The sequence below is a fragment of the Terriglobus roseus genome, from assembly GCF_900102185.1.
Lineage (GTDB): Bacteria > Acidobacteriota > Terriglobia > Terriglobales > Acidobacteriaceae > Terriglobus > Terriglobus roseus_A.
Genome location: NZ_LT629690.1, coordinates 3,528,264 through 3,548,399, shown reverse-complemented (window position 1 = coordinate 3,548,399; position 20,136 = coordinate 3,528,264). Strand labels below are relative to the sequence as shown.

Sequence of the window (20,136 nt, the reverse complement as noted above, 5' to 3'; positions counted from 1 at the left end):
TGGAAAGATGACACGGCACCGCTGGCTATACTGCGATGATGGACAGGCTTTGGACCCCATGGCGTTACGCGTACATCACCGGTGAAAAGAGGAAGCAGCGGCAGGGCGTTCCCACGGAGTTGAATGGCTATCCGGAAGATCATCGCTCCGTTTTCCTGAACATGATCGGCTCAGTGCAGTGGGCCATTCGCGAGGGCGTTATGCCCGCCACACAAGCGGAGAAAGCTGCTGGCGTTCTCCTTCAGGCAGAGCACAACTTCATTTGTCTGAATGCGTTCCCGTACACATCAGGTCACGTGATGGTGGTGCCGTATCAACACCTCGATTCACTGGCGAAGCTTCCATCAGACGCAGCCACTGAGATGATGTCACTGGCGCAACGGATGGAGACAGCCCTACGTGCGACATACCGCCCGGACGGTATCAATCTGGGCATGAATCTCGGCGAAGCGGCTGGTGCGGGCGTTGCGGAGCATCTTCATCTGCATGTACTGCCTCGTTGGTTTGGCGACAGCAACTTCATGACTGCCACTGCGGAGACGCGCGTATTGCCAGAATCGCTCAGCGTCACGTGGGAGCGTTTGCGTGGTGCGCTTGGATTGCCCATCGCTTAGTGCATACGAGTGATTCATACGGCGAAGTTGCGGATTTCTGCATCCATCGCTGCAATGGATCTTCGACGGTGGCGGGTGTTCGTAGTTGCAGGTGGTCTGGTCTTGTTGGCACTCGCCTTTTGGCTGGGACACAAGACGACGCGTACCGTCACGGAGACGCAGGTTGTCCCAGAGCCGATTGAAGCGGATCCCACAACTCCCGATAACCAGCAGACAAGCCTGTGGGCGCACAACCTCCTGCTGAACCAGGGACCTCACTTTCGCGTCTATGTCCGATGGATTCACGGACGCATGATGCGCACGGAACGGAATCGCGCGCCAGATTTCGATGTGCCATCGTCGTTTGTGCTGGAGATCGAAAAGGGCATGGTGGATGCCAAACTTTCTGACACTGCGGAGTTTCTGAACTCCGGCCAGCGTGGCGATCCGCCATTGAAGAACATGAAAGTGGAGAACCGCGATGGGGAAGTCCAGATCAGTGGAACGGCCCACAAGGGCGTTTCTGTGCCGGTTCGTCTGGATGCGGAACTGACTCCACTCCCCGATGGGCGACTGAAGCTCCATGTGAAAAAGGTGAACGTGTTGAAGGTGCCGATGAAAGGACTCTTCGGCCTGTTCCATGTGAAGCTGGATGACCTGATGCCAAAGACGAACGTTCCGGGCATGCAGGTTTCCGGTGACGACATTTATCTGGACACCCAGACGCTGCTGCCGCCCCCGCATATTCACGGCCACATCACTTCAGTGCAATTGCTGAACGACCGCGCTCGAGTGATCTATGGCGGCGTTACGGAGAGCGAAGAGCAGTTGGCGCAGTGGCATAACTTTCTGCGGCTTTCTGGTGGAACAGTTTCGTTTGGAAAGCTCACCATGCGGCAGGCTGACCTGACGCTTGTCGATGCAGCGAACGATGAGTGGTTTGACCTGGACCTGGCGAATTACCAGACGCAGCTTGTTTATGGCACCATGCGCACCACAGCGCAAGCCGGTGTAGAGGCTTATATGCCTGATCTGGATCGGTTGCCACCCGGTGCAGCGACGGCTGCGCAGGGCGTCTCCGTGCAATGGCTTCGTGATCGCAATACGACTCCGCCGATGCAAGTCGCCCCACCACATCGATGAGTTCGATTTGAAATTGAGCTTGTTCCGCGTGACTCAGCGCAGAGGATTCTCAATCGCGGAAGAGTTCACGCCACGTACGATCCAACTGCACCCACCGCGCGTTTTCGAACCAACTCGTTCTCCACTCCGGTTGGTGTAACAAGCCGTGTCCTTGATCGCACATCTCCTCTGTCGCGTTGGCATGGAGAAGGCTCCAGGAAGGAACGCCCATGTGTGCCGGGTGGCGTAATGAACGCATGCAGGTTGGACAGCGCTGCCGCTGATCAGTGAAGACCCATGTCATGGTAAAGGCATTGAATATCAGGCCGCATGCGATGGCCAAGCCTCCCTCCAGCGGTTTCAGAACGGGTGGAAGCAGCAATATCACCTGGACCGCAAGGAAGTAACCGCAGAGAGCAGCCAATACAAACTTTGTGATGAGGAAGCGCCACCGAGCGAAGCGCTGCCATGCTGAGGCGGCGTCGCCGCGGTAGGCTTCGCATGCTCCATAACCGGAGACAACGACCGTTGACGGGACCGCGAAGATGGCAAGCGTGACGAAGGTGCCGAACGTCCACACTCCCCAGATCGAAGAAAGTAAATGACGAACGTGTGGCTGAAGGAAGTTGATGGCGAACAACACGGCGAGGCAGCCGGTGAGAAATTTGATGCAGACCGCGGGGGATCGCCAGTCGATGCTTTCCCAGCGATGTTGCAAATCAAGCTTGCGGAGGCTAATCGCGTCGGGCAGAAGCCCTTGCGCAAGGCTATCCGCTGCGGCTGGGTCGTCTAAGTAAACGTAGCTGATCTCAGCGACCCATTCTGCGTGCCACGTGCTTCGCCGGCCTTTCGGCACGATGGCACCTGCAATGCGAAGCATGCGATGAAGGCGATGCATCTGGTCGTGCGGGCTCATGCCTTGGCCACCTTTGGGCGTGCGAACTGCGCAATCAAAGGGTACTTCTTTTCTGCTTCTGCAAGCGCCTGATTGCCAGCGCGAGAAATTTTGTAATACCGGCGCGCTGGACGATCTTCACGCAGGGCCTTTTGCTCGCTTTCCCACGAACCCTCAATCAGTTCCATGGCTTCCATGCGTCGCAGCGCCGGGTAGACCGTACCGCTGGGCAAACCTGTGACTTCCATGATGTCGAAGCCGTAGGCCAGGCCTTCCTTGAGGGCTTTCAGGATGAGGGCGGCTGTGTGGGAGAGGCGGGCGGGATCGGGCACGGGACTGAGCCTCCGAAGTATCTATGTAGAAATCTACTTGACTACGGTAAATCGTCAATGTAAGAAGAATGCTACATAGGGTACTGCCAATGCTTGAACTACGACAAGTAACAAAACGCTACCGAGGGATACCGGCTGTGGATGACGTCAGCTTCAGGCTGGAGGCGGGGACGGTGCTGGGGTATCTGGGACCGAATGGCGCCGGGAAGTCGACCACAGTCAAGGTGATCACCGGGATGATTGAACCGACCCATGGGCAGGTGCTGTTTCGGGGGCGGAGCATCTATGACTACCTGCCTGAGTACCGCGCGCGGTTGGGATATGTGCCGGAGGAGGCGCAGGTTTATACGCACCTGAGCGGGTTGGAATACCTGCAATTGGTGGGGCGATTGCGGGCGATGTCAGAGGATGCGATTGCGCGGAGGGCGCGCGGCATGTTGAGTCTGTTTGGGTTGGAGCACGCCGCAGAGTCGCCCATCACCGACTACAGCAAGGGCATGAAGCAGAGAGTGTTGCTGAGCGCGGCGTTGATGCACAACCCAGAGCTGATCATCTTCGATGAGCCGCTAAGCGGCCTCGACGCTGTGACTGCCAGGTTGTTCAAGGACCTGTTGCTGGTGCTGAAGCGCGAGGGGAAAGCAGTGCTTTACATCTCGCATGTGCTTGAGGTGGTTGAGCAGGTTTGCGATCAGGTCATCATCCTTGCTGGTGGCAAGGTGCTGGCGAATGCTGCGCCGCAGGAGCTGACGCAGCTTACAGCTCTGCCAACGCTGGAGCGTGTCTTCGCGCAGATGGTGCAGCAGACGGACACTGTCACTGCAGCAGAGGATTTGGTGAGGTTGATGCATGCGTGAACATCGCGCTCCAACGCCGATTCAAGCGTTATCCCGGCATTTCTTCTGGCGGTTCTTTCAGACGGAGAATGTGGGGGAGGGGGATACTTCGGACACGCCAGTGGTTCGGGCGCTGTCTGGGGTGGCAGTGCCGATGTTGATGGCGGCGTTCTGGAACGCGATGCTTGCGGTTCCCACGACGGCATGGAACGCAGCCGGTATACACTCCCTGTTCGTTGTGTATGCGTTCTGCTCCATGGGCTGCATTACTGCGCTGCAGTGGGACAAGCTGTTTCCGGAACGTATCGACTTCCTGATCCTGTTGCCGTTGCCGCTAAAGCCTCGTGTGCTGTTCCTGGCGAAGCTACAGGCTGTCGCATTGTTCCTGCTGATGTTCGTCGTTGCGGGAAGTGTGTTCGGGACGCTGCTGCTGCCTGCGCTTGCGGGTATGCGTGTTCTCTGGGCCATGCTTGCCCACGGGACCGCGGTGATGTCAGCGGGGATTGCAGCGAGTCTGGCTGTGCTTGCGTTCGAGGCAGTGGTGATTGCTGTGACGCCTGAACGGTGGTTTCGTTACGTCGCGGCTGCGTGCCAAGTGATGTTGGTGGCTGCGTTTCTGCTTGTGTTTCTTAGGGTGGGAACAATCGATGGGCGGTTGCGGGAGTTGTTGGGTGGCTCGGTTTGGGGTGCGGGGTGGTTTCCGCCGCTGTGGTTTGAGTCGGTGTATGAAGTGCTGTTGGGCAGTGGTGCAGCGACTGGCTTTGCCCATGTGCTGGCTTTGCGGGCTGTGTACTGTTTGCCCTGGTTGTGTGCGGCGGTTGTGTTGACGTATCCGTTGGCGTGGGCCAAGCGGCGTCGGGCTGCGCTGGAGGGTGTGAATGGTCGGCGGTTGCGCGATGGTGTGTGGATGCGGGTTGCGCATCGCACGGTGTTGCGGAGTGCGGATCAGCGGGCTGTGTTCCACTTCATCCGGCAGACACTGTCGCGGTTGAGTCAGTATCACGTGCTTCTGGCTGCTTACTGTGGCGCGGGATTGGCGTTGAGTATTGCGTTTGCCGTGTCGGTCAGTTCAGTTGCGGGGCATCTTCATGTGTCGCTTTGGCGAACTGGTGTGCAAGGCGCTGTGCCGTTGCTACTGTTCTGGGCGATTGCGGGTTTGCGTGTGGCTTTCCTGTTGCCAACGGACCTTGCTGCGCGGTGGATCTTTCGGCTTGCGCCGCTGAATACGCAACGCGTTGTGACCACGACGAAGGTACTTGTGTTCAGTGTTGCTGCGGTTGTGTTGGCTGGCGTTGTTGTGGTGCTTGCGCTGTTTGGATGGAGCGCTCGCGACCTGGCTTTGCAGGGTGTTTTTGGACTGATCTATGCGTTGCTGCTGACGGATATCTTCTTCTACGGTCAGTCGCACGTTCCGTTTACACGGCCTCGTCTTCCGGGTCGCAGCAGCTTACCGATGACGATTGCCGTGTTCCTGTTCGGCGTGCCGCTTTGCATGTCGCTGGCGGTGATTCTGGAGCGATGGGTTCGCTATTCGCCGGTTCGCCTGATGGAGACTTGCGTTGTGGTGTTTGTGTTCCATGCGGTTCAGCGTTGGCTGCGTGGTTTGCCTAGTCACTCGGCTTCTGAAGATCCTTTTCTTGGTGAACTGGATCAGGATGTGCAGACGCTGGGTTTGAGTAGCTGACTTCCCCGGTCGGTGGGTACCCCTCCCCCCTGTTTTTGCAAAATCGTCTTTCTATTGGAGTTACGGCGCGAGTGTCTGTAAAATCGTCTGCCGATTGGGGTTAGGGGCAAAATCGTCTTTCTAAAGAGGTTAAGTGTGACGATTCACCCAGCCAGCGATTGCGAATCCGTCCCTGTTTCTATTGTAGAGAGGCTGCCAGGAAAACATGCCAACTGTATTTGTATTGGAATGAGTGGTTTAAGTGATTCAGGGGGCTTGACAGGAATTTTCGTGAAAACGTAAGTCACGCAGGCCATCTACCCATAGCTCCCAGATATTTCTGGCGGTAGGTTCGGAGATACCGATATCTGGTCTTTTTAAGAAGCCGCAGTATCGCTGACTTTGGGTTTCATCCAAAAGTCAGCGAGGATGATGGATCGCGCCTGCATATAGAAGATCGGTCGTGTTTTTGCGCTGAACAGGTTCCCGAAGACCGAGGAGAGCGCATAACTGATCACTGTGGCGATTGCTGCTCCCATGGCACCGTAGCGCGGCAGCAGATACAGGTTCAGAAGTACGTTGCTGACTCCTCCGGAGAAGGTGCGATAGAAGCCCAGCTTAAGAGCGTCTTCCGCGAAATCCCAAGGTGCCTGTGCTACTCCCAGGAAGACGAAGACGGATGCCCAGATGTGAACCGAGAGTACCGGTGCTGCAGCCCGGTAGGCGTCCGAGTACAGAAACAGGATGATTGGTTTTGCGACCAGCAAAACCAGGCCACCTATTGAAAGTGCCAGCAGCGAGACCGTTGAGAACAGGCGTCCGAGCCGCTGATAGTAGAGCGGCGGGTTGTCTTTTGCTCGAAGTACTGCTGGCCACACCGACGAGACGATCGCCGAGGGTATGAAATACCAGACCTCGGAGACACGTGTCGCAGCGGCGTAGATTCCAGCATCCACGCCGCCTCGCATGGTTTTGAGCATGACCATATCGATCCGCATGTAGACCATGATGGCCATGCCCGAAAGGATGACAGGCCAGCTTTGTTGAAGCAGCTTGGCTGCTCGGCTATTGCGGTAGCGCCATTGTCTGAACGTGCCATACGTTTTACGGTAGGCAATTGCCATACCTATCGCGCCAAGTATCTGCTCGCCTACCAAGGCTGCAGCGAATGTCCACAGAGGGGCATGCGCGCGGATTAGCACGACCCGTGCGGCCGTTGCCACGAGAAATGCGGAGTTCTTGGAGATAACTGTCAGCTTTGACTTTACCTGCGACTGGAAAAAAGAGTCGATCGTGTCCAAGCTCAGGAAAACCATTCCGATGGACAGAATGCTGACGATCAGGCGCGCTGTTGCGTCGTTGGGCTGTAGCAGGCTGACAACACCAATTGCGACCGCTGGCGCAAGAATCGATCCTGTCGCTCGCAGTGCAAGAGCGGTGCCCAGAATTTCGTGAGTGTCTTCGGGCCGAAGCACCACCTCACGAACGACGATCATCTCCAAGCCCAGCGTTGTGAGGGTGGCAAACAACGCTACGAAGGAGACTCCAAAGTTCAACGTGCCGAACTGTTCGGGCCCCAGGTAGCGAGCGACCCATACACCTACTACCAACCCAAGGCCCAAACGAACGACGCGGTCCATCATGAGCCAACTGGTATTGCCAAGCACCTTCCGTAGGCCTGGAGATAGCTGGTTTAGACTACGAGCCAGAGGCTGCAACCACTTCAACATGTCCAACCTTGCTCGATCTCAGAACCCTTCCGCGGGCAACTTACGGTGAAAAACGCCACTTTTATCTTCACCCCATCTTACCCCACCGCTGAAGTGGCTCTACCGATGGACGAGCAAGTTATCGGCCTTTTCGTTTCTCACCGCGAGATTGAGCCGCCTCCAGGGAACCATCAGCTCGTTGTGCTCTCGCCAGTGACTGGGCCAGGGAGCTTCGTTAGAAACCTTAGTCAATTGAAAGCGGCGAGTCGCACCTTTTTGCCTCAGCGCTCAATTGTGCTCATGACGCCGACCATTTCGCATGGCGAGCTGCTCGTTTGTATTTTGTACGCCATTGCCGTCGGTAGGCCGGTCACGGTCTTCGATGGGGTTGGGGAGTCTGACCTACGTGCTGCCTATCCGCGTCTTATGCGTTCCCTTGCTGCTTTGATTGCGCGGCCCCTGCTTGGACCGTTGCGTACCCAGTGGCGTAAGTTCCGCATGTCCGGCTCAAGGGGTTCCTCGAGCAAAGAGTCTTCGCTGTTCGGTCTATACACAAAGGCGCAGACTTTTTCCTTACCTCTTGACGCGGTCACTTCGTTGCCCGCTCGAGGTTCGGTTTACGGCAAGACACGCGGTTTGTTTTTACCTGCGTATTCGGCTCGCGGTCATCGTTTCTCAGTGAATACGACACGGCACAGGCTGCGTGACGTAAGTCTGCATGTAGAGGCGGTGGGAAGCGGCGAAGTAAGCTGCCTGATTCAGGACGGACGCCTGCTGAGTTATCCGTACTTCATCGTGCCCTGGAGCTCGCGCGCCCCTTACTGCATTGCGACACGGAAACAAGTGATCCATCTTGACCGGGGTGTCTGCCTTCTGGCTTATACCAGTGGCTATTACCATTGGCTGCTAGAGGGCGTGCCCCGCATCCTTGACCTGATTGACGACGGTACCGACTTTGATCGCTATCCATTAATTCTGCCGCCACTGGCCAGCTTTCAGAGGGAATTGCTGATACTGCTAGGTATCTCACCGGATAGTCAGGTGGTCACGGTGGGTGAGGGCGACTGGTGCCACGTTGAGGACTGTATCTACCCGACGGCTCCATTTCCTTTTGGGGTTGCGGAGCTTGAAGATCCATCGGGTCAGCCTGATCGCACGATGCTGTTGCGGCTGCGCGATCGTCTGCTCGCGAAAGTTCCGGCGTCGACTAGTGAAGAGCAGCGGCTAACCAAGGTCTACATCAGCCGTGCCCACGCTGCGAAACGACGGCTGACCGACCCCACTGAAGCTAAGGTGCAGGCGCTGCTATCCACTTTTGGCTACAGTACGGTCTACTTAGAAGACCACCCTTGGATCGAACAGGTTCGTCTGCTTCGATCTGCCCGTTCCATTGTGGGGTTTCATGGGGCCGGACTGGCTAACATCATTTTTTCAGAGGCGACACAGCTGTTGGAGTTTTCGAATCCTATGGAGGCTCGACCATACTTCTCTGTGATTGCCCGCGAATTGGACATTCGCTATAGAACCATCATCGGAACGTTGGAAGGTATTTCTCCGCGATTCGATAACATCACGATTGATATTGATCAACTACGTGCTTTGTTGGAAGTGATGGAAGACTGACAATGCGATACCCGACCAAGTTTCTGGCCGGGTATAGGTATTCGGGACATTAGTCGCTCGCCTTACCAGTTCTTGGTCCAGACTTCGGCTATTGGGTATTTGTTTACTGCTGAGGGTTGGTAGTTGCTGCGTTCGATCCACCATTTGAGGCGGGCGTCGGGGTCGTTGGCGAAGGTTGGGTCGCTGTCTACTTTGGACTGGAATTCTTTCCAGAGTTCGGGGTGGTCAGCGGCTTCTTTGGTGGCGATGGGCACGCTCAGGTATTCGGCTGCGCCGATGCGGCCCATGCGTTCGAAGATGTTATCGAAGAAGCCCCAGCGCACTAATGCGTCGGGTGCGGCGGGGTGCAGCATAGCCATGATGATGCGGGCTCGCGGCTGGTTCATGGGGATGTAATAGCTGCCTGCGGGCATGTGCATCTTCTCTTTGACCGGCGTCAGTTTGTAGTCAGTAAACGTGCGGCCTTCGAAGGGGAAGTTCTGCTTGGTGATGTCGGTGAATCGCCATGTTTCAAAGGTCTGGTCGCTGAGGTCCTTGGTGGTCTTCTCCACGACGACGCCTTGCAGAGCAAGTTCGTCTGCGATGGACTTCCATGCGATGGGGATGAGGAAGCCTGCGGGGACGGGTGCAGAGGCGGTGGTGTCGACGCCGTCGTGCATGTTGACCATGAAGTCGTCTTTCTCAGCAGTGAAGTGTTGCACGGGTTTGCCGGTGATGGGGCTTACGTCTGTGCCGCGCTTGAGCGAGTGGTACATGATGGGGTGCGAGGTGGCCGCGGTTTTGCCGCCGAGGAACATCTCCTGATCGCGCTTGCCGGCGAGTGCTGCGTCTGCTGCGTCGCTGTCACGCACGGCTTTGCGCAGGGCCTGCGGGTCTTCGGTGACGATGTCGATGGAGTGGACCATGATGTCGTAGTTGGACCATGCGCGTGTCTTGGGAAGTTTGAGCGAGTGCGTTTCGACCAATAGGCATGGGCGATTGCGTGCGCCGGACCAGTAGTGCGAGTAGCGCGGGGAGAAGACTTCGACGTTGAAGTCTCGCTGACCGTTGGTGCTGGCTGGGGCAGCGCGACGTGCGCGGTCGTCACCACCACCACCGCCGCCGTTACCGCGTGCGCCACCTGCGGGAGGAGCGAGTGGGCTGCCGCCGCCACCGGCGAAGCCCATGCCGTCGCCACGGAGAGCGCCGTAGGGCGAGACGAGATGGCCGTCGGCTTCCATGCGTTTGTTGAGCTGCGGGATGAAGCGGGAGTTGACCCAGTCGCGTGAGCCGGGGCCGATGTCGTCGTGGTGCGTCATGTCCCAGGTGACGTCGTACTGGTAGTCGGCGCCGTCGGTGACGTGGTTGTCGAACATGAAGTCAGGCAGCCATGTGTTGTAGAGCTTGAGGAAGTTGCGTGTTTCGGGGGCGTCGGCCTTGATGTAGTCGCGGTTGAGGTTGAGCTGCTGTTCCTGCGGGCGTGTGCCGGTGATGTCAGGGCCGTTCTGGTTGGCGCGGTTGTAGGGGCTGCGGTCTTCGTGGCCGTCGATCTCGTAGAGGGGGATGACGACGAAGATGGCTTTGTCGAGCCATGCGGCCTGCTTGGGATGGTTGGTGACGGCCATGTCGCGCATGAGCATCATGGCTGTGTCTTTGCCTTCGATTTCGCCGGAGTGGATGCCGCTCTGGATGAGGATCACGGCCTTGTCGGTCTTGTGTGCGGCTTCGGGTGTGAAGGCCTTGTCTTTGCTGATGATGGCGGCGTACATGGTGCGGCCTTCGGGCGTGGTGCCGAAGGGGATGACCTTGATGAACTTGCTGCGCTTCTCGTAGAGACGCATCATGGCGACGGTTTCGTCGTAGAGGCCGGTCTTCTCCCAGTTGGTTTTTTCGCCGGTGGTGAGCTCGTCCTGCGGTACACCGGCGGTGGAGTCGGCGAGGGACTTTGCAGCGGCTGCGGCGGGAGGCTCGTACATGCTGTGCGGGCGGAGCTGCATGGTCTGCGCGAGAGCGGCGATGGGCATGAGCAGAACGGCGGTGCGGGCGAGAGACGTGGCGCGAAGCATGCGGATTCCTTCCGTGGTGCGAGAAAACGTAAAGCGCAGGCCGTGGCTTGGCTGCGGTGGTGCGCGCTTATCGGTGTCGCTTATGGGTGCTGCTTTTCTGCGGTATGACGAAGATGCTACAAACAGTTCACCCCAAAATGGAAGCGTCAAAGTCTGTTGTGATTCGAATTATGTTGCGTTGTGCTGTGGTTGCGTCGCTGCTGTGTGTTGGCGCGCGGGCGCAGCAGGGTGCTGTGTCGCATACGGAGGCGACGCACCAGGCGGCTCCGTTTGGTGTGGTGGCGTATCCGGATCGGCCGGAGCAGCCGAAGGAAGTGCTGGATCGCGGTAAGGCAGCGTATAGCGTCAATTGCTCGTTTTGCCATGGGGCGGATGCGGCGGGCGGGTCGGTGGGGCCGAATCTGCTGCGCAGCGAGGTGGTGCTGCGGGATGTGCATGGCGAGTTGATTCTGCCGATTGTGCATGGTGCGCGTTTGGCGCAGGGGATGCCGAAGATTGATCTGCCGGATCTGACTGTCGCGGATATTGCGGCGTGGCTGCACAGCTTGAAGACTGGCGGGAATATGACGCCGACGGAAGAGATCAACATTGTGACGGGCAATGCTGCGGCGGGGAAGGCGGCGTTTGATCGTCGGTGTGGGACTTGTCATTCGGTGAATGGCGATCTGAAGGGGTTTGCCGCGAAGTTTGCGCAACCGATGCAGATGCAGCAGACGTGGATTTCGCCGGGAGTGATTAAAGGGCCCGGGATGCCGGAGCTGCATGTGCCTCCGGTGACGGCTACGGTTGTTTCCAAGGGCAGGAAGATTACTGGGAAGTTGGGTGCTTATGACGACTTCTCTGTGGTGATTACGACTGCGGATGGTGTTGCGCATACCGTGCCGCTGGATAACGGTGTGCCGCGTGTGGTGTTACACGATCCGCTGAAGGCGCATCGGGAGATGTTGCCTACTTTGACGGATACGGAGATTCATAACATCACGGCTTATCTGGAGTCGTTGCGATGATGCGCTATTTCTATGCAGCGATGATGGCAGTGTGTGTAAGTGCTGCTGGTGCGCAGTCGCTTGATCCTTCTTCGATTCTGCAGCGCGATGTGAAGGCCTGGCCTACTTACTCGGGTGATTACACGGGGCAACGGTTTAGTCCGATTGCGCAGATCAACACCGGGAACGTGAAGGGGTTGGTGCAGGCTTGGTCGCAGAAGTTGCCGAGCGAGGTGACGCATAGCGGTGGTGTTGGGACTACCGTTGCGCCGTTGGGGCGTGTGTCGGGATCGATTGTGCAGGTGGATGGCGTTTTGTTTGTCACTACTCCTGACAATGTGTGGTCGATGGATGCTGCTACGGGCAAGGTGAATTGGCATTATCAGTGGAAGACGCGCGGTGGTACGCACATTGGGAATCGTGGAGTGGGTGTTTGGCGCGATCGCGTGTTCTTTGAGACGCCGGATAACTATCTTGTTGCGCTGAATGCGAAGACGGGCGAAGAGATTTGGCACAAGGAAATTGCTTCGTTTGATTTGCAGTATTTCTCCACGATGGCTCCGCATGTTTTGGGCGACCACTTATTAGTGGGTACGGGCAATGACCTGGATGAGCCGGGGATGTTGCAGAGCTTTGATCCGCAGACAGGTGATGTGGAGTGGACCTGGTACGCCACGCCTATGAAGAAGGGCGATGCGGGGTTGGAGACATGGGCCAGTGTGGATGCGGCTTCGCATGGTGGCGGCAATGTGTGGGTGAACGGATCGTATGATCCGGAGACGCACCTGTATATCTTTGGCACGGGGAATCCGAGTGCGGCGTTTACGTCGCAACTGCGTGGGCCGGGCGCGAACTTGTATACATGCTCGACGGTTGCGGTGAATGTGGATACGGGTAAGTTGGCCTGGTATTACCAGACTTCTCCGCATGACACGCATGATTATGACTCGGCACAGACGCAGGTGCTGGTGGATGGAACGTGGCAGGGTAAGCCGCGCAAGTTAGTGATGACGATGGCACGCAATGGTTATTTCTTTGTGTTGGATCGCGTGACGGGTGAGCACTTACTAACTTCGAAGATGTTTGCTTCTACGAACTGGGCTGAGGAGACGCTGGATGCGAAGGGTGCTCCGGTGCGGATTCCTGCTAAAGACTTTGATTATGCCGGTGCGCTGGTGTCGCCTTCGACGCAAGGCATTGTGAACTGGCAGCCGCCTGCTTATAGTCCGCAGACGGGATTGTTCTATGTGAATACCTCTGAGACGTGGGAGATGTATTACCTGGCGACGACCGATCCGCGCGGAGCGATGGGATTAGGTGGCGAGCAGTTGATGAATCTGCCATCGAACGGCGGATGGTTGATGGCGATTGATTACACGACGGGTAAGCCGAAGTGGAAACATCGTTATCCCGGAGTTACTGGTGCGCTTGCTGCGGGTGTGATGACGACAGCGGGGCACTTACTCTTTGCGCCGGATATTCATGGCAACCTTATCGCCTATAACTCTGCGACGGGGCGGCAGTTGTGGCATCAGCATATTGGTGCGTCGAATGCGCCGGAGACGTTTGTGTTGAACGGCAAGCAGTATGTTCTGGAAGCTGGTGGCGATACGTTGTATGCGTTTCGTTTGCCCTGAGTACTTCTTGTCTGGTTGTAGCCTGTTTCAACAGGGAAGTATCGAGGAGATGCTATGGCAGCGGGCTTGAGTGGCGAGGAGTTGCTGGCGTGGAGCGATACGACGTTCAGCAAGTGGATGGAACTGGCGGAAAGACATCCTGAGGTGCTGGCTGTTTCCTGTGACGTCTACGGTGTTTCCAACGTTGCGGGGCTGTTGCACCACATTGCCGTGGTGGAGTTGCGTTACGCGCAGCGTTTGATGGGCGAGCAGGAAACGGGTTATGACGAAGTGCCTGTGACGGTGGAAGGATTTCGTCTTGCACACAGCGGCATGATGGAGCGCGTTACCAACCTTCTACAGGATGCGGCCTTTGACTGGCATGCGGTGATCCGCTTTCAGACGCGGAGCATGGGAGTGCTGCTGGCGTCGCGCAGGACGGTATTGAACCACACGCTGCTGCACGGGATACGGCATTATGCGCAGTCCGCGATGCTGGTTCGGCAGGCGGGGATTGCGCCCGGATGGCCTATGGACTACCTGTTTATGGGCGTGCTGGGATGGGAGTGATATCGACGGAGCCGTGCTTTATGCGTCCAGGTTGGCGGGCTTTTCTTCTGTAGGAAGAAGATGCTACAAACAGTGCGCATAAACAGAAAGACCTGAAAGCAGGTTTTATGCGGTTTCCTTTGAGACGTCTTTGCAAGGGTGCTGTATCGAGCGCCTTTGTTGGAGTGGGGATTCTGGTGTTGGGGTATGCGGTGCGACCGTCAATGACGGTGCATGCGCAACAACAGCAACCACGGGGAGGTCGTCCCGGCGGGTCGGAACGTCCTACAGGCGGTGCAGCAGCCGGGCCGAATGTAGGTGCGCAGGCGCAGGCGGCGGATCAGACTCATGCCGCTGCGGCGCAGCAGGCCCCACCGTTTGGCATTGTGGCTTACCCGGATCGGCCCGCAGCACCGAAGGAAGTTTTGGATCGCGGCAAGACGGCGTTCAGTGTGAACTGCGCTTTCTGTCATGGGTCCGATGCCGGTGGCGGATCGGTGGGACCGAACCTGTTGCGCAGCGAAGTTGTGCTGCAGGATGCCGCAGGCGAAAAGATTATGCCGATTGTGCACGGTGCGCGTGCAGAACAGGGCATGCCGAAGATTGATATCCCTGACAGCAGCGTGGTGGATATTGCGGCGTGGTTGCACAGCCTGAAGACGGGTGGCAATATGCGCTCGACCGAGAAGATCAACATTGTGGTGGGCAAGGCAGACGAGGGCAAGGCGACGTTCACTCGGCTATGCGGCTCCTGTCATTCTGTGGATGGTGATCTGAAGGGATTTGCCGCGAAGTATGAGGACCCGCGCAGCATGCAGCAGGCGTGGATGTTGCCCGGTGTGGTGGCGTTTGGAAGACGAGGCGGCGGTGGACCGCCTCCTCCGCAGCTTCATGTGCCGCCGACAACGGCGACGGTGACGCTGGTCAGCGGTAAGAAGGTGACGGGACGACTGGGCGTGCTGGATGACTTCTATGCAGAGGTCATCACGGACGACGGTGTGACGCATCGCTTCACGTTGAACAACGGCGTGCCAAAGGTGGAGATTCATGATCCGCTGAAGGCGCATCGCGCGATGTTCCGCACCATTACCGATAAAGAAATCCACGACATCACGGCGTACCTCGAGTCGCTGAAGTAAAGGACAGCCACATGCGTATTCTTCGCAAGATTCAATGTGCCGCTGCTCTGTGCGCGGCGATGACGATGGTGACCACGGCAGTGCATGCGCAGTGGCTTGACCCGAAAGACATACTCAAACCCAAGCCGGATAGTTGGCCTACATATTCAGGCGATTACAGTGGGCGTCGGTATAGCCCGTTGACTGAGATCAACTCGCTGAACGTGAAGGGACTGACGCTGGCGTGGGCGCAGCGTTTGACTGGCGGCGAAGGTGGTCCTGCTGGCGGTGGCGGTGGTGGCTTTGGAGCTGGTGCTGCTATTCCAACGAATGTTGGTGGTGTGGGAACTGCTGTTGCGCCGATGGGTACGATCAAGGGTTCGATCCTGCAGGTGGATGGATATCTGTTCGTCAGCACACCGGATAACGTGTGGGCGATGGATGCCATGGATGGGCATGTGCTTTGGCACTTCTTATGGAAAACGCGCGGCGGCACCCACATTGGTAATCGTGGCGTGGCGATGTGGCATGATCGTTTGTTCCTGGAGACACCTGACGATTATCTGATTGCGATTGATGCGAAGACAGGCAAGGAGATCTGGCACAAGGAGATTGCGTCGTTTGATCTGCAGTACTTCTCAACGATGGCGCCGGTGGTGATTGGCGATCATCTGTTGGTGGGTACGGGCAACGACTTAGACGAGCCGGGTATGTTGCAGAGCTTCAATCCGCAGACGGGCGATGTGGAGTGGAAGTGGTTTGCTGTGCCGATGAAGAAGGATGATCCGGGCATTGAGACCTGGCGCAACGTGGATGCGGCTTCGCATGGTGGCGGCAATGTCTGGGTGAACGGATCGTATGATCCGGAGACGCATCTCTACATTCTTGGCACGGGTAATCCTACGGCTGCTTATACATCGCAGATGCGTGGGCCGGGATCGAATCTTTATACGTGTGCGACCGTTGCGATCAATGTCGATACGGGCAAGATGGCCTGGCACTACCAGACGTCGCCGCATGACACGCATGACTTTGATTCGGCACAGACGCAGGTGTTGGTGGATGGCATGTGGAAGGGCAAGCCGCGCAAGATGGTGATGACCGCGGCGCGCAACGGCTACTTCTTTGTGCTGGATCGCACGACGGGCGAGCATCTGTTGACGAGCAAGTTGGTGGATTCGCCAAACTGGGCAGAGGATGCGCTGGATAAGAACGGTGCTCCTGTGCGCATTCCGGCGAAGGACTTTGACTATGGTGGCGCGCTGGTTTCGCCTGCGAATGGCGGCGTTGTGAATTGGCCTCCTCCTGCGTATAGTCCGCAGACGGGCTTGTTCTATGTGAATGCGAACGAGAGTTATGCCATGTATTACCTGGCCACGACGGACCCGCGCGGTGCGATGGGATTGGGTGGCAAGGATGAGGTTGGGCTTGGCACGCTGGGAACTTATCTCATTGGCATGGATTACAAGACGGGCAAGCCGGCGTGGAAGCATCGCTATCCGGGAGTGGGTGGTGGTTCGTTGATTGGTGTGATGGCTACTGCTGGGCATCTTCTATTCAGTGGCGATCAACACGGCAACCTGGTGGCGTATGAATCGGCGACGGGTAAGCAGTTGTGGCATACGCGTATTGCTGTGAGCAATGCACCGGAGACGTACATGCTGGATGGGCATCAGTATGTACTGGCTGGTGCGGGGGACATGGTCTACGCGTTTCGTCTGCAGTAGTTCGGGTGGGCGTAGTATCAGCAGATACTGCGCCTGCCGTGCCATGGTGCGAAGGATTCTTTATCGATCATCAACCGTCGAAGCTCCCTTGGAGGTATGCAATGTCGGTTACGAAGAATGGTTCTCTCGACCCCTGGCCCGAGCTTCCTTATTCCGATTTCGCGGCGACGCAGCATCTTCTTCATATGTGCCTGCAGGTCGTGGGCAAGTTGAAGTTGAGCGAGCCATTTCAACCGCAGTGGGCAGAGTTGCCTCTGTGGTTGTCTGCGCAAGGTTTGACGACTGGGCCTATCCCGTATGGTGACGGCGCTTATGAGATCAATGTTGATCTGCTGTCGCATGAGGTGGTGTGCCTGACAAGTTGGGGCTTTGTCGGTCAGCTTCCATTGCGGTCTATGTCGGTGGCTCAGTTTACGGCGCAACTCTTCGATCTGCTTCGTAAGGCAAGCGTTGAGGTTTCCATTAACTTGAAGCCGCAGGAAGTGCCCAATACGATTCCGTTCGATCAGGACAAAGAGCAGCGCCCGTATGAGGCTTCGCTGGTTACGAGTTGGTGGCGGATTCTTTTGAGCACGCAACGTGTGATGAAGATTTTCCAAGGGCGGTTCAAAGGCAAGACACAGCCCATTGGTTTGATGTGGGGGACGCTCGATATTCGCGATGTTCGCTATAACGGCAAGCCTGCTTCCGCGGGTCCTAAAGCTGACTACATCCGAAGAAATGCAATGACCGAGAGTTAGTTGAGGTGGGGTGGTGGTCTGGCAGCGCGGCGTATCCCAAGGCGGCGTTCTATTCCTTCACGTATCCGCAGCCTGTAGGAATTGAAAACGTAAGTGTTAGTCCAGCGAGTGCTCGATGGGATGCAGCTATGGGTGAGTTCCTGTTGGACTATGACGATTTGCGTCAGTCAGCAGATCCGAGCGGCGATTTGCTGGCGTTTTTCGAGACGACCTATCGTGCTGGTGCAGAGTGTGCGGGATGGGACGCGAAGCTGGTTGGGGGCGGCATGCCTGAGTAGTTGCTTCGATTGCTTCTGACTGTGCGCAGGGTGATTTACCTTCTCTTCATCTGTATGCTCCATGGTGGATTTGCTATGAACATTCGATTGCTTACTGCTGCTGTTTTTCTTTTCGCCTCTGCGCCGCTTGTTGCACAGCAGGCCGCATCTACTTCTGATATGCAGAATCCGTTTATCACGCTGATGACGAAGGCTGCTGCTCATGCGAAGCAGCATGGCGCGCGCACTCCGCTGCTGTCGCCCAATGACCACACTGTGGTGCGGATGACGGGTTCTCCTGCGGATATGCCGCTGGTGCCGGTGAAGCAGTTGCAGGCGATGGGAGTTCATGTGGTGCCGTGGACGACGAATGATCCGGAGCAGATGCGCGCGGTGATTCGTACGGGTGTGGATGGATTGATCAGCGATCGTCCGGATCTTTTGCAGCAGGTGTTGAAGGAAGAGCGCGCGGCGAATCCGAATAACGAAACGCTGAAACGCTTTGTTGTAAGTGCGCATCGTGGTGGACGTGGGCTGCGTCCGGAAAATACTTTGCCGAGTTTTGAGAGCGGACTGGATCAGCTAGCGACCGAATTGGAAACGGATACGGGTGTTTCTACGGATGGTATTTCGACCATCTGGCATGACCAGTTCTACAACCCGCAGGCCTGCCGCAAGGTGGATGGTTCCACGTACACGATGGAGAACCGCATCTATCTTCGCGATATCTCTTCTACCGATGCGGCGAAGACGCTGATCTGCGACAAGATTCATTTTGGCGATGCGCAGAAGAATGATGCTTCACTGTCGCCGGTGACGGTAGCGTTTGCGACGAAGGATGGTATGCCTTCGATCTATGCGCCGACGAATGTGCCGCAGTTATTCCGCTTTGTGAAGTTCTATGTGGAGTACTACACGACGGGTGCAGGGAAGAGTGATCCGCATGCGAAGGAGCGTGCGGCGAATGCTCGCACTGTGCACTTCAACATTGAGACGAAGATTGTTCCTGATGTGACCATGAGCAGCCAGGGGCGTCCGGTACCGAAGGGCATGGAGAACCACACGAAGCCGCCGCAGGCTTTTGTGGATGCGCTTGCCGGGACCATTGCGAAGGAGCACATGGAAGGTCGCGCAGCGGTGCAGAGCTTTGATTTCCGCACGCTGCAGCTGATTGAGGAACAGTATCCGAAGATTCAGACGTTCTATCTGACGGAGAATCCGAAGACGCTGAGCAGCGACTTTGTCCCTGCGCCATTGCGCGTACAGTAACCGTTTTGTTTTGACAGCGCGTTTTGTTGGGCCTACATTGGCTGGCGATATGAAGACACGCGTGTTTGTGGCTGTATTTGCCGGTATGGTTTGGGCATTTCTGCTGTCTGCCTGTGCGCAGCAGAAGCGTCCAGCGATTACCGGCATTGCTTTTGCGCGGTTCTATGCTTCGGACCCCGCTGCGTCGCAACACTTTTATGGCGACACGGTCGGCCTGAAGAAGATGTCAGAGGGAGCACGCTCTGTTTATCCGGTGAATGCGTCGCAGTGGGTGGAGTGGGTGCCGCTGACGGACCCGTCGTTACACTCGCGCATGGCCGCGATTGGATTCACCACGCGGGATGCGAAGGCGTTGCAGCGTTACCTGACGGAGCATCATGTTGCGATTGCGGAGCCGTTGAAAGATGGCATGTTTGCGGTGCACGATCCGGATGGATACCTGGTGTACTTCGTACAGACGGGATCGAATCGCGCCGTGGCAAAGGCTGCGCCTTCTGCAAATGCGACGTCTTCTCGGATTATCCATGTGGGCCATGTTGTACGGGACAAGGCGGCTGAGGACGCGTTTTATCGCGAGCTTCTTGGCTTCAAACCGTATTGGCATGGCGGGCGCACAGACGGCCGTGATGATTGGGTGAGCTCGCAGGTTCCGGATGGTACGGACTGGATTGAGTACATGCTGCACATTCCGGCGGAAGCCAGTTTGAAGTCTGTGGGTGTTCAGGATCACTTCTCGCTCGGCACAGAGAACATGGACACGGTGGTGGCGAAGCTGAAGGCCAACGGCTGCACCGATGCTGTGTGCAGCAAGACGCAGATTGGGCTGGATGGAAAAATGCAGCTGAATCTGTACGACCCAGATCTCAGTCGGCTGGAGTATATGGAGTTTTCGCCGCGCCGGAAGCCTTGCTGCTCTGACTTTACCGGGCCGCAACCAACAGCGATTGAAAACAAGTAAGTGTGGCTAAGTAACGGCAGGGCGTAAATTGGTTCCGGTTTGTAACGTTGTATTGACCGTGGTTTCGCTGTCCTTTTACGGTTCCCACCTAAGTTGAGGGT

General features: G+C 57.0%; 16 protein-coding genes and 1 pseudogene. 13 read left to right on the top strand and 4 right to left on the bottom strand.

Annotated features, from left to right (window positions below):
• Positions 1–38: 38 nt before the first annotated feature.
• Together BLT38_RS14900 and BLT38_RS14895 are read left to right on the top strand one after the other, a co-directional pair.
• Positions 39–614, top strand: coding sequence for an HIT family protein (locus tag BLT38_RS14900; RefSeq protein ID WP_083347119.1), 576 nt, complete (start codon positions 39–41; stop codon positions 612–614).
• Between the two features lie 54 nt (positions 615–668).
• Positions 669–1,736 carry a hypothetical protein gene (locus BLT38_RS14895; RefSeq protein WP_083345889.1) on the top strand — a complete coding sequence of 356 codons (1,068 nt, stop codon included), beginning with the start codon at positions 669–671 and terminating at the stop codon, positions 1,734–1,736.
• Positions 1,737–1,785: 49 nt separating this feature from the next.
• Here the strand turns inward: BLT38_RS14895 and BLT38_RS14890 are convergent, their stop codons facing one another.
• Both BLT38_RS14890 and BLT38_RS14885 read right to left on the bottom strand, forming a co-directional pair.
• Complete coding sequence (locus BLT38_RS14890) at positions 1,786–2,631, bottom strand: hypothetical protein (RefSeq protein WP_083345888.1); 846 nt, start codon at positions 2,629–2,631, stop codon at positions 1,786–1,788.
• Entirely contained in the window at positions 2,628–2,942 is a 315-nt protein-coding gene (locus tag BLT38_RS14885; protein ID WP_047490396.1) for a PadR family transcriptional regulator, read from the bottom strand. The genes BLT38_RS14890 and BLT38_RS14885 overlap by 4 nt, the downstream gene beginning before the upstream one ends.
• Before the next feature lie 137 nt (positions 2,943–3,079).
• Here BLT38_RS14885 and BLT38_RS14880 point away from each other — a divergent pair, with 137 nt between their 5' ends.
• Both BLT38_RS14880 and BLT38_RS14875 read left to right on the top strand, forming a co-directional pair.
• Positions 3,080–3,796, top strand: a complete 717-nt coding sequence (locus BLT38_RS14880) for an ABC transporter ATP-binding protein (protein ID WP_231966535.1) — start codon at positions 3,080–3,082, stop codon at positions 3,794–3,796.
• Positions 3,789–5,459 carry a hypothetical protein gene (locus BLT38_RS14875; RefSeq protein WP_083345886.1) on the top strand — a complete coding sequence of 557 codons (1,671 nt, stop codon included), beginning with the start codon at positions 3,789–3,791 and terminating at the stop codon, positions 5,457–5,459. Before BLT38_RS14880 ends, BLT38_RS14875 begins: the two co-directional genes overlap by 8 nt.
• A 356-nt stretch (positions 5,460–5,815) precedes the next feature.
• On the opposite strand, the gene BLT38_RS14870 is transcribed toward BLT38_RS14875, so the two are convergent.
• A complete protein-coding gene (locus tag BLT38_RS14870; protein ID WP_083345885.1) occupies positions 5,816–7,168 on the bottom strand; it encodes a flippase in 1,353 nt (450 codons plus the stop codon).
• 279 nt (positions 7,169–7,447) lie between these two features.
• Here BLT38_RS14870 and BLT38_RS14865 point away from each other — a divergent pair, with 279 nt between their 5' ends.
• Positions 7,448–8,770, top strand: coding sequence for a glycosyltransferase family 61 protein (locus tag BLT38_RS14865; protein ID WP_172838290.1), 1,323 nt, complete (start codon positions 7,448–7,450; stop codon positions 8,768–8,770).
• Between the two features lie 62 nt (positions 8,771–8,832).
• Here BLT38_RS14865 and BLT38_RS14860 read toward each other — a convergent pair whose 3' ends face one another.
• On the bottom strand, positions 8,833–10,815 hold the full coding sequence (locus tag BLT38_RS14860; RefSeq protein ID WP_083345883.1) for a M14 family zinc carboxypeptidase: 1,983 nt from the start codon (positions 10,813–10,815) through the stop codon (positions 8,833–8,835).
• Positions 10,816–10,985: 170 nt separating this feature from the next.
• Here BLT38_RS14860 and BLT38_RS14855 point away from each other — a divergent pair, with 170 nt between their 5' ends.
• The 8 genes and pseudogenes from BLT38_RS14855 to BLT38_RS14815 all read left to right on the top strand — a co-directional run bounded on the left by BLT38_RS14855 (position 10,986) and on the right by BLT38_RS14815 (position 20,035).
• The gene (locus BLT38_RS14855; protein WP_231966534.1) at positions 10,986–11,822 is read left to right on the top strand and encodes a c-type cytochrome; all 837 of its coding nucleotides are present in this window, start codon (positions 10,986–10,988) and stop codon (positions 11,820–11,822) included.
• Positions 11,819–13,438 carry an acido-empty-quinoprotein group A gene (locus tag BLT38_RS14850; RefSeq protein WP_083345881.1) on the top strand — a complete coding sequence of 540 codons (1,620 nt, stop codon included), beginning with the start codon at positions 11,819–11,821 and terminating at the stop codon, positions 13,436–13,438. Before BLT38_RS14855 ends, BLT38_RS14850 begins: the two co-directional genes overlap by 4 nt.
• A gap of 54 nt (positions 13,439–13,492) precedes the next feature.
• Positions 13,493–13,987: a DinB family protein gene (locus BLT38_RS14845; RefSeq protein WP_083345880.1), complete on the top strand. Its 495-nt coding sequence runs from the start codon at positions 13,493–13,495 to the stop codon at positions 13,985–13,987.
• Positions 13,988–14,094: 107 nt separating this feature from the next.
• Complete coding sequence (locus tag BLT38_RS14840) at positions 14,095–15,105, top strand: c-type cytochrome (protein WP_083345879.1); 1,011 nt, start codon at positions 14,095–14,097, stop codon at positions 15,103–15,105.
• Between the two features lie 11 nt (positions 15,106–15,116).
• Positions 15,117–16,811 (top strand): acido-empty-quinoprotein group A, encoded by a 1,695-nt coding sequence (locus tag BLT38_RS14835; RefSeq protein WP_083345878.1) that lies wholly within the window; start codon positions 15,117–15,119, stop codon positions 16,809–16,811.
• 101 nt (positions 16,812–16,912) lie between these two features.
• Positions 16,913–17,829 (top strand): annotated as a pseudogene (locus BLT38_RS14830) (DUF5996 family protein).
• Between the two features lie 75 nt (positions 17,830–17,904).
• Entirely contained in the window at positions 17,905–19,077 is a 1,173-nt protein-coding gene (locus BLT38_RS14820; protein ID WP_231966533.1) for a glycerophosphodiester phosphodiesterase family protein, read from the top strand.
• A gap of 49 nt (positions 19,078–19,126) precedes the next feature.
• The gene (locus BLT38_RS14815) at positions 19,127–20,035 is read left to right on the top strand and encodes a VOC family protein (RefSeq protein WP_083345874.1); all 909 of its coding nucleotides are present in this window, start codon (positions 19,127–19,129) and stop codon (positions 20,033–20,035) included.
• Positions 20,036–20,136 lie beyond the last annotated feature (101 nt).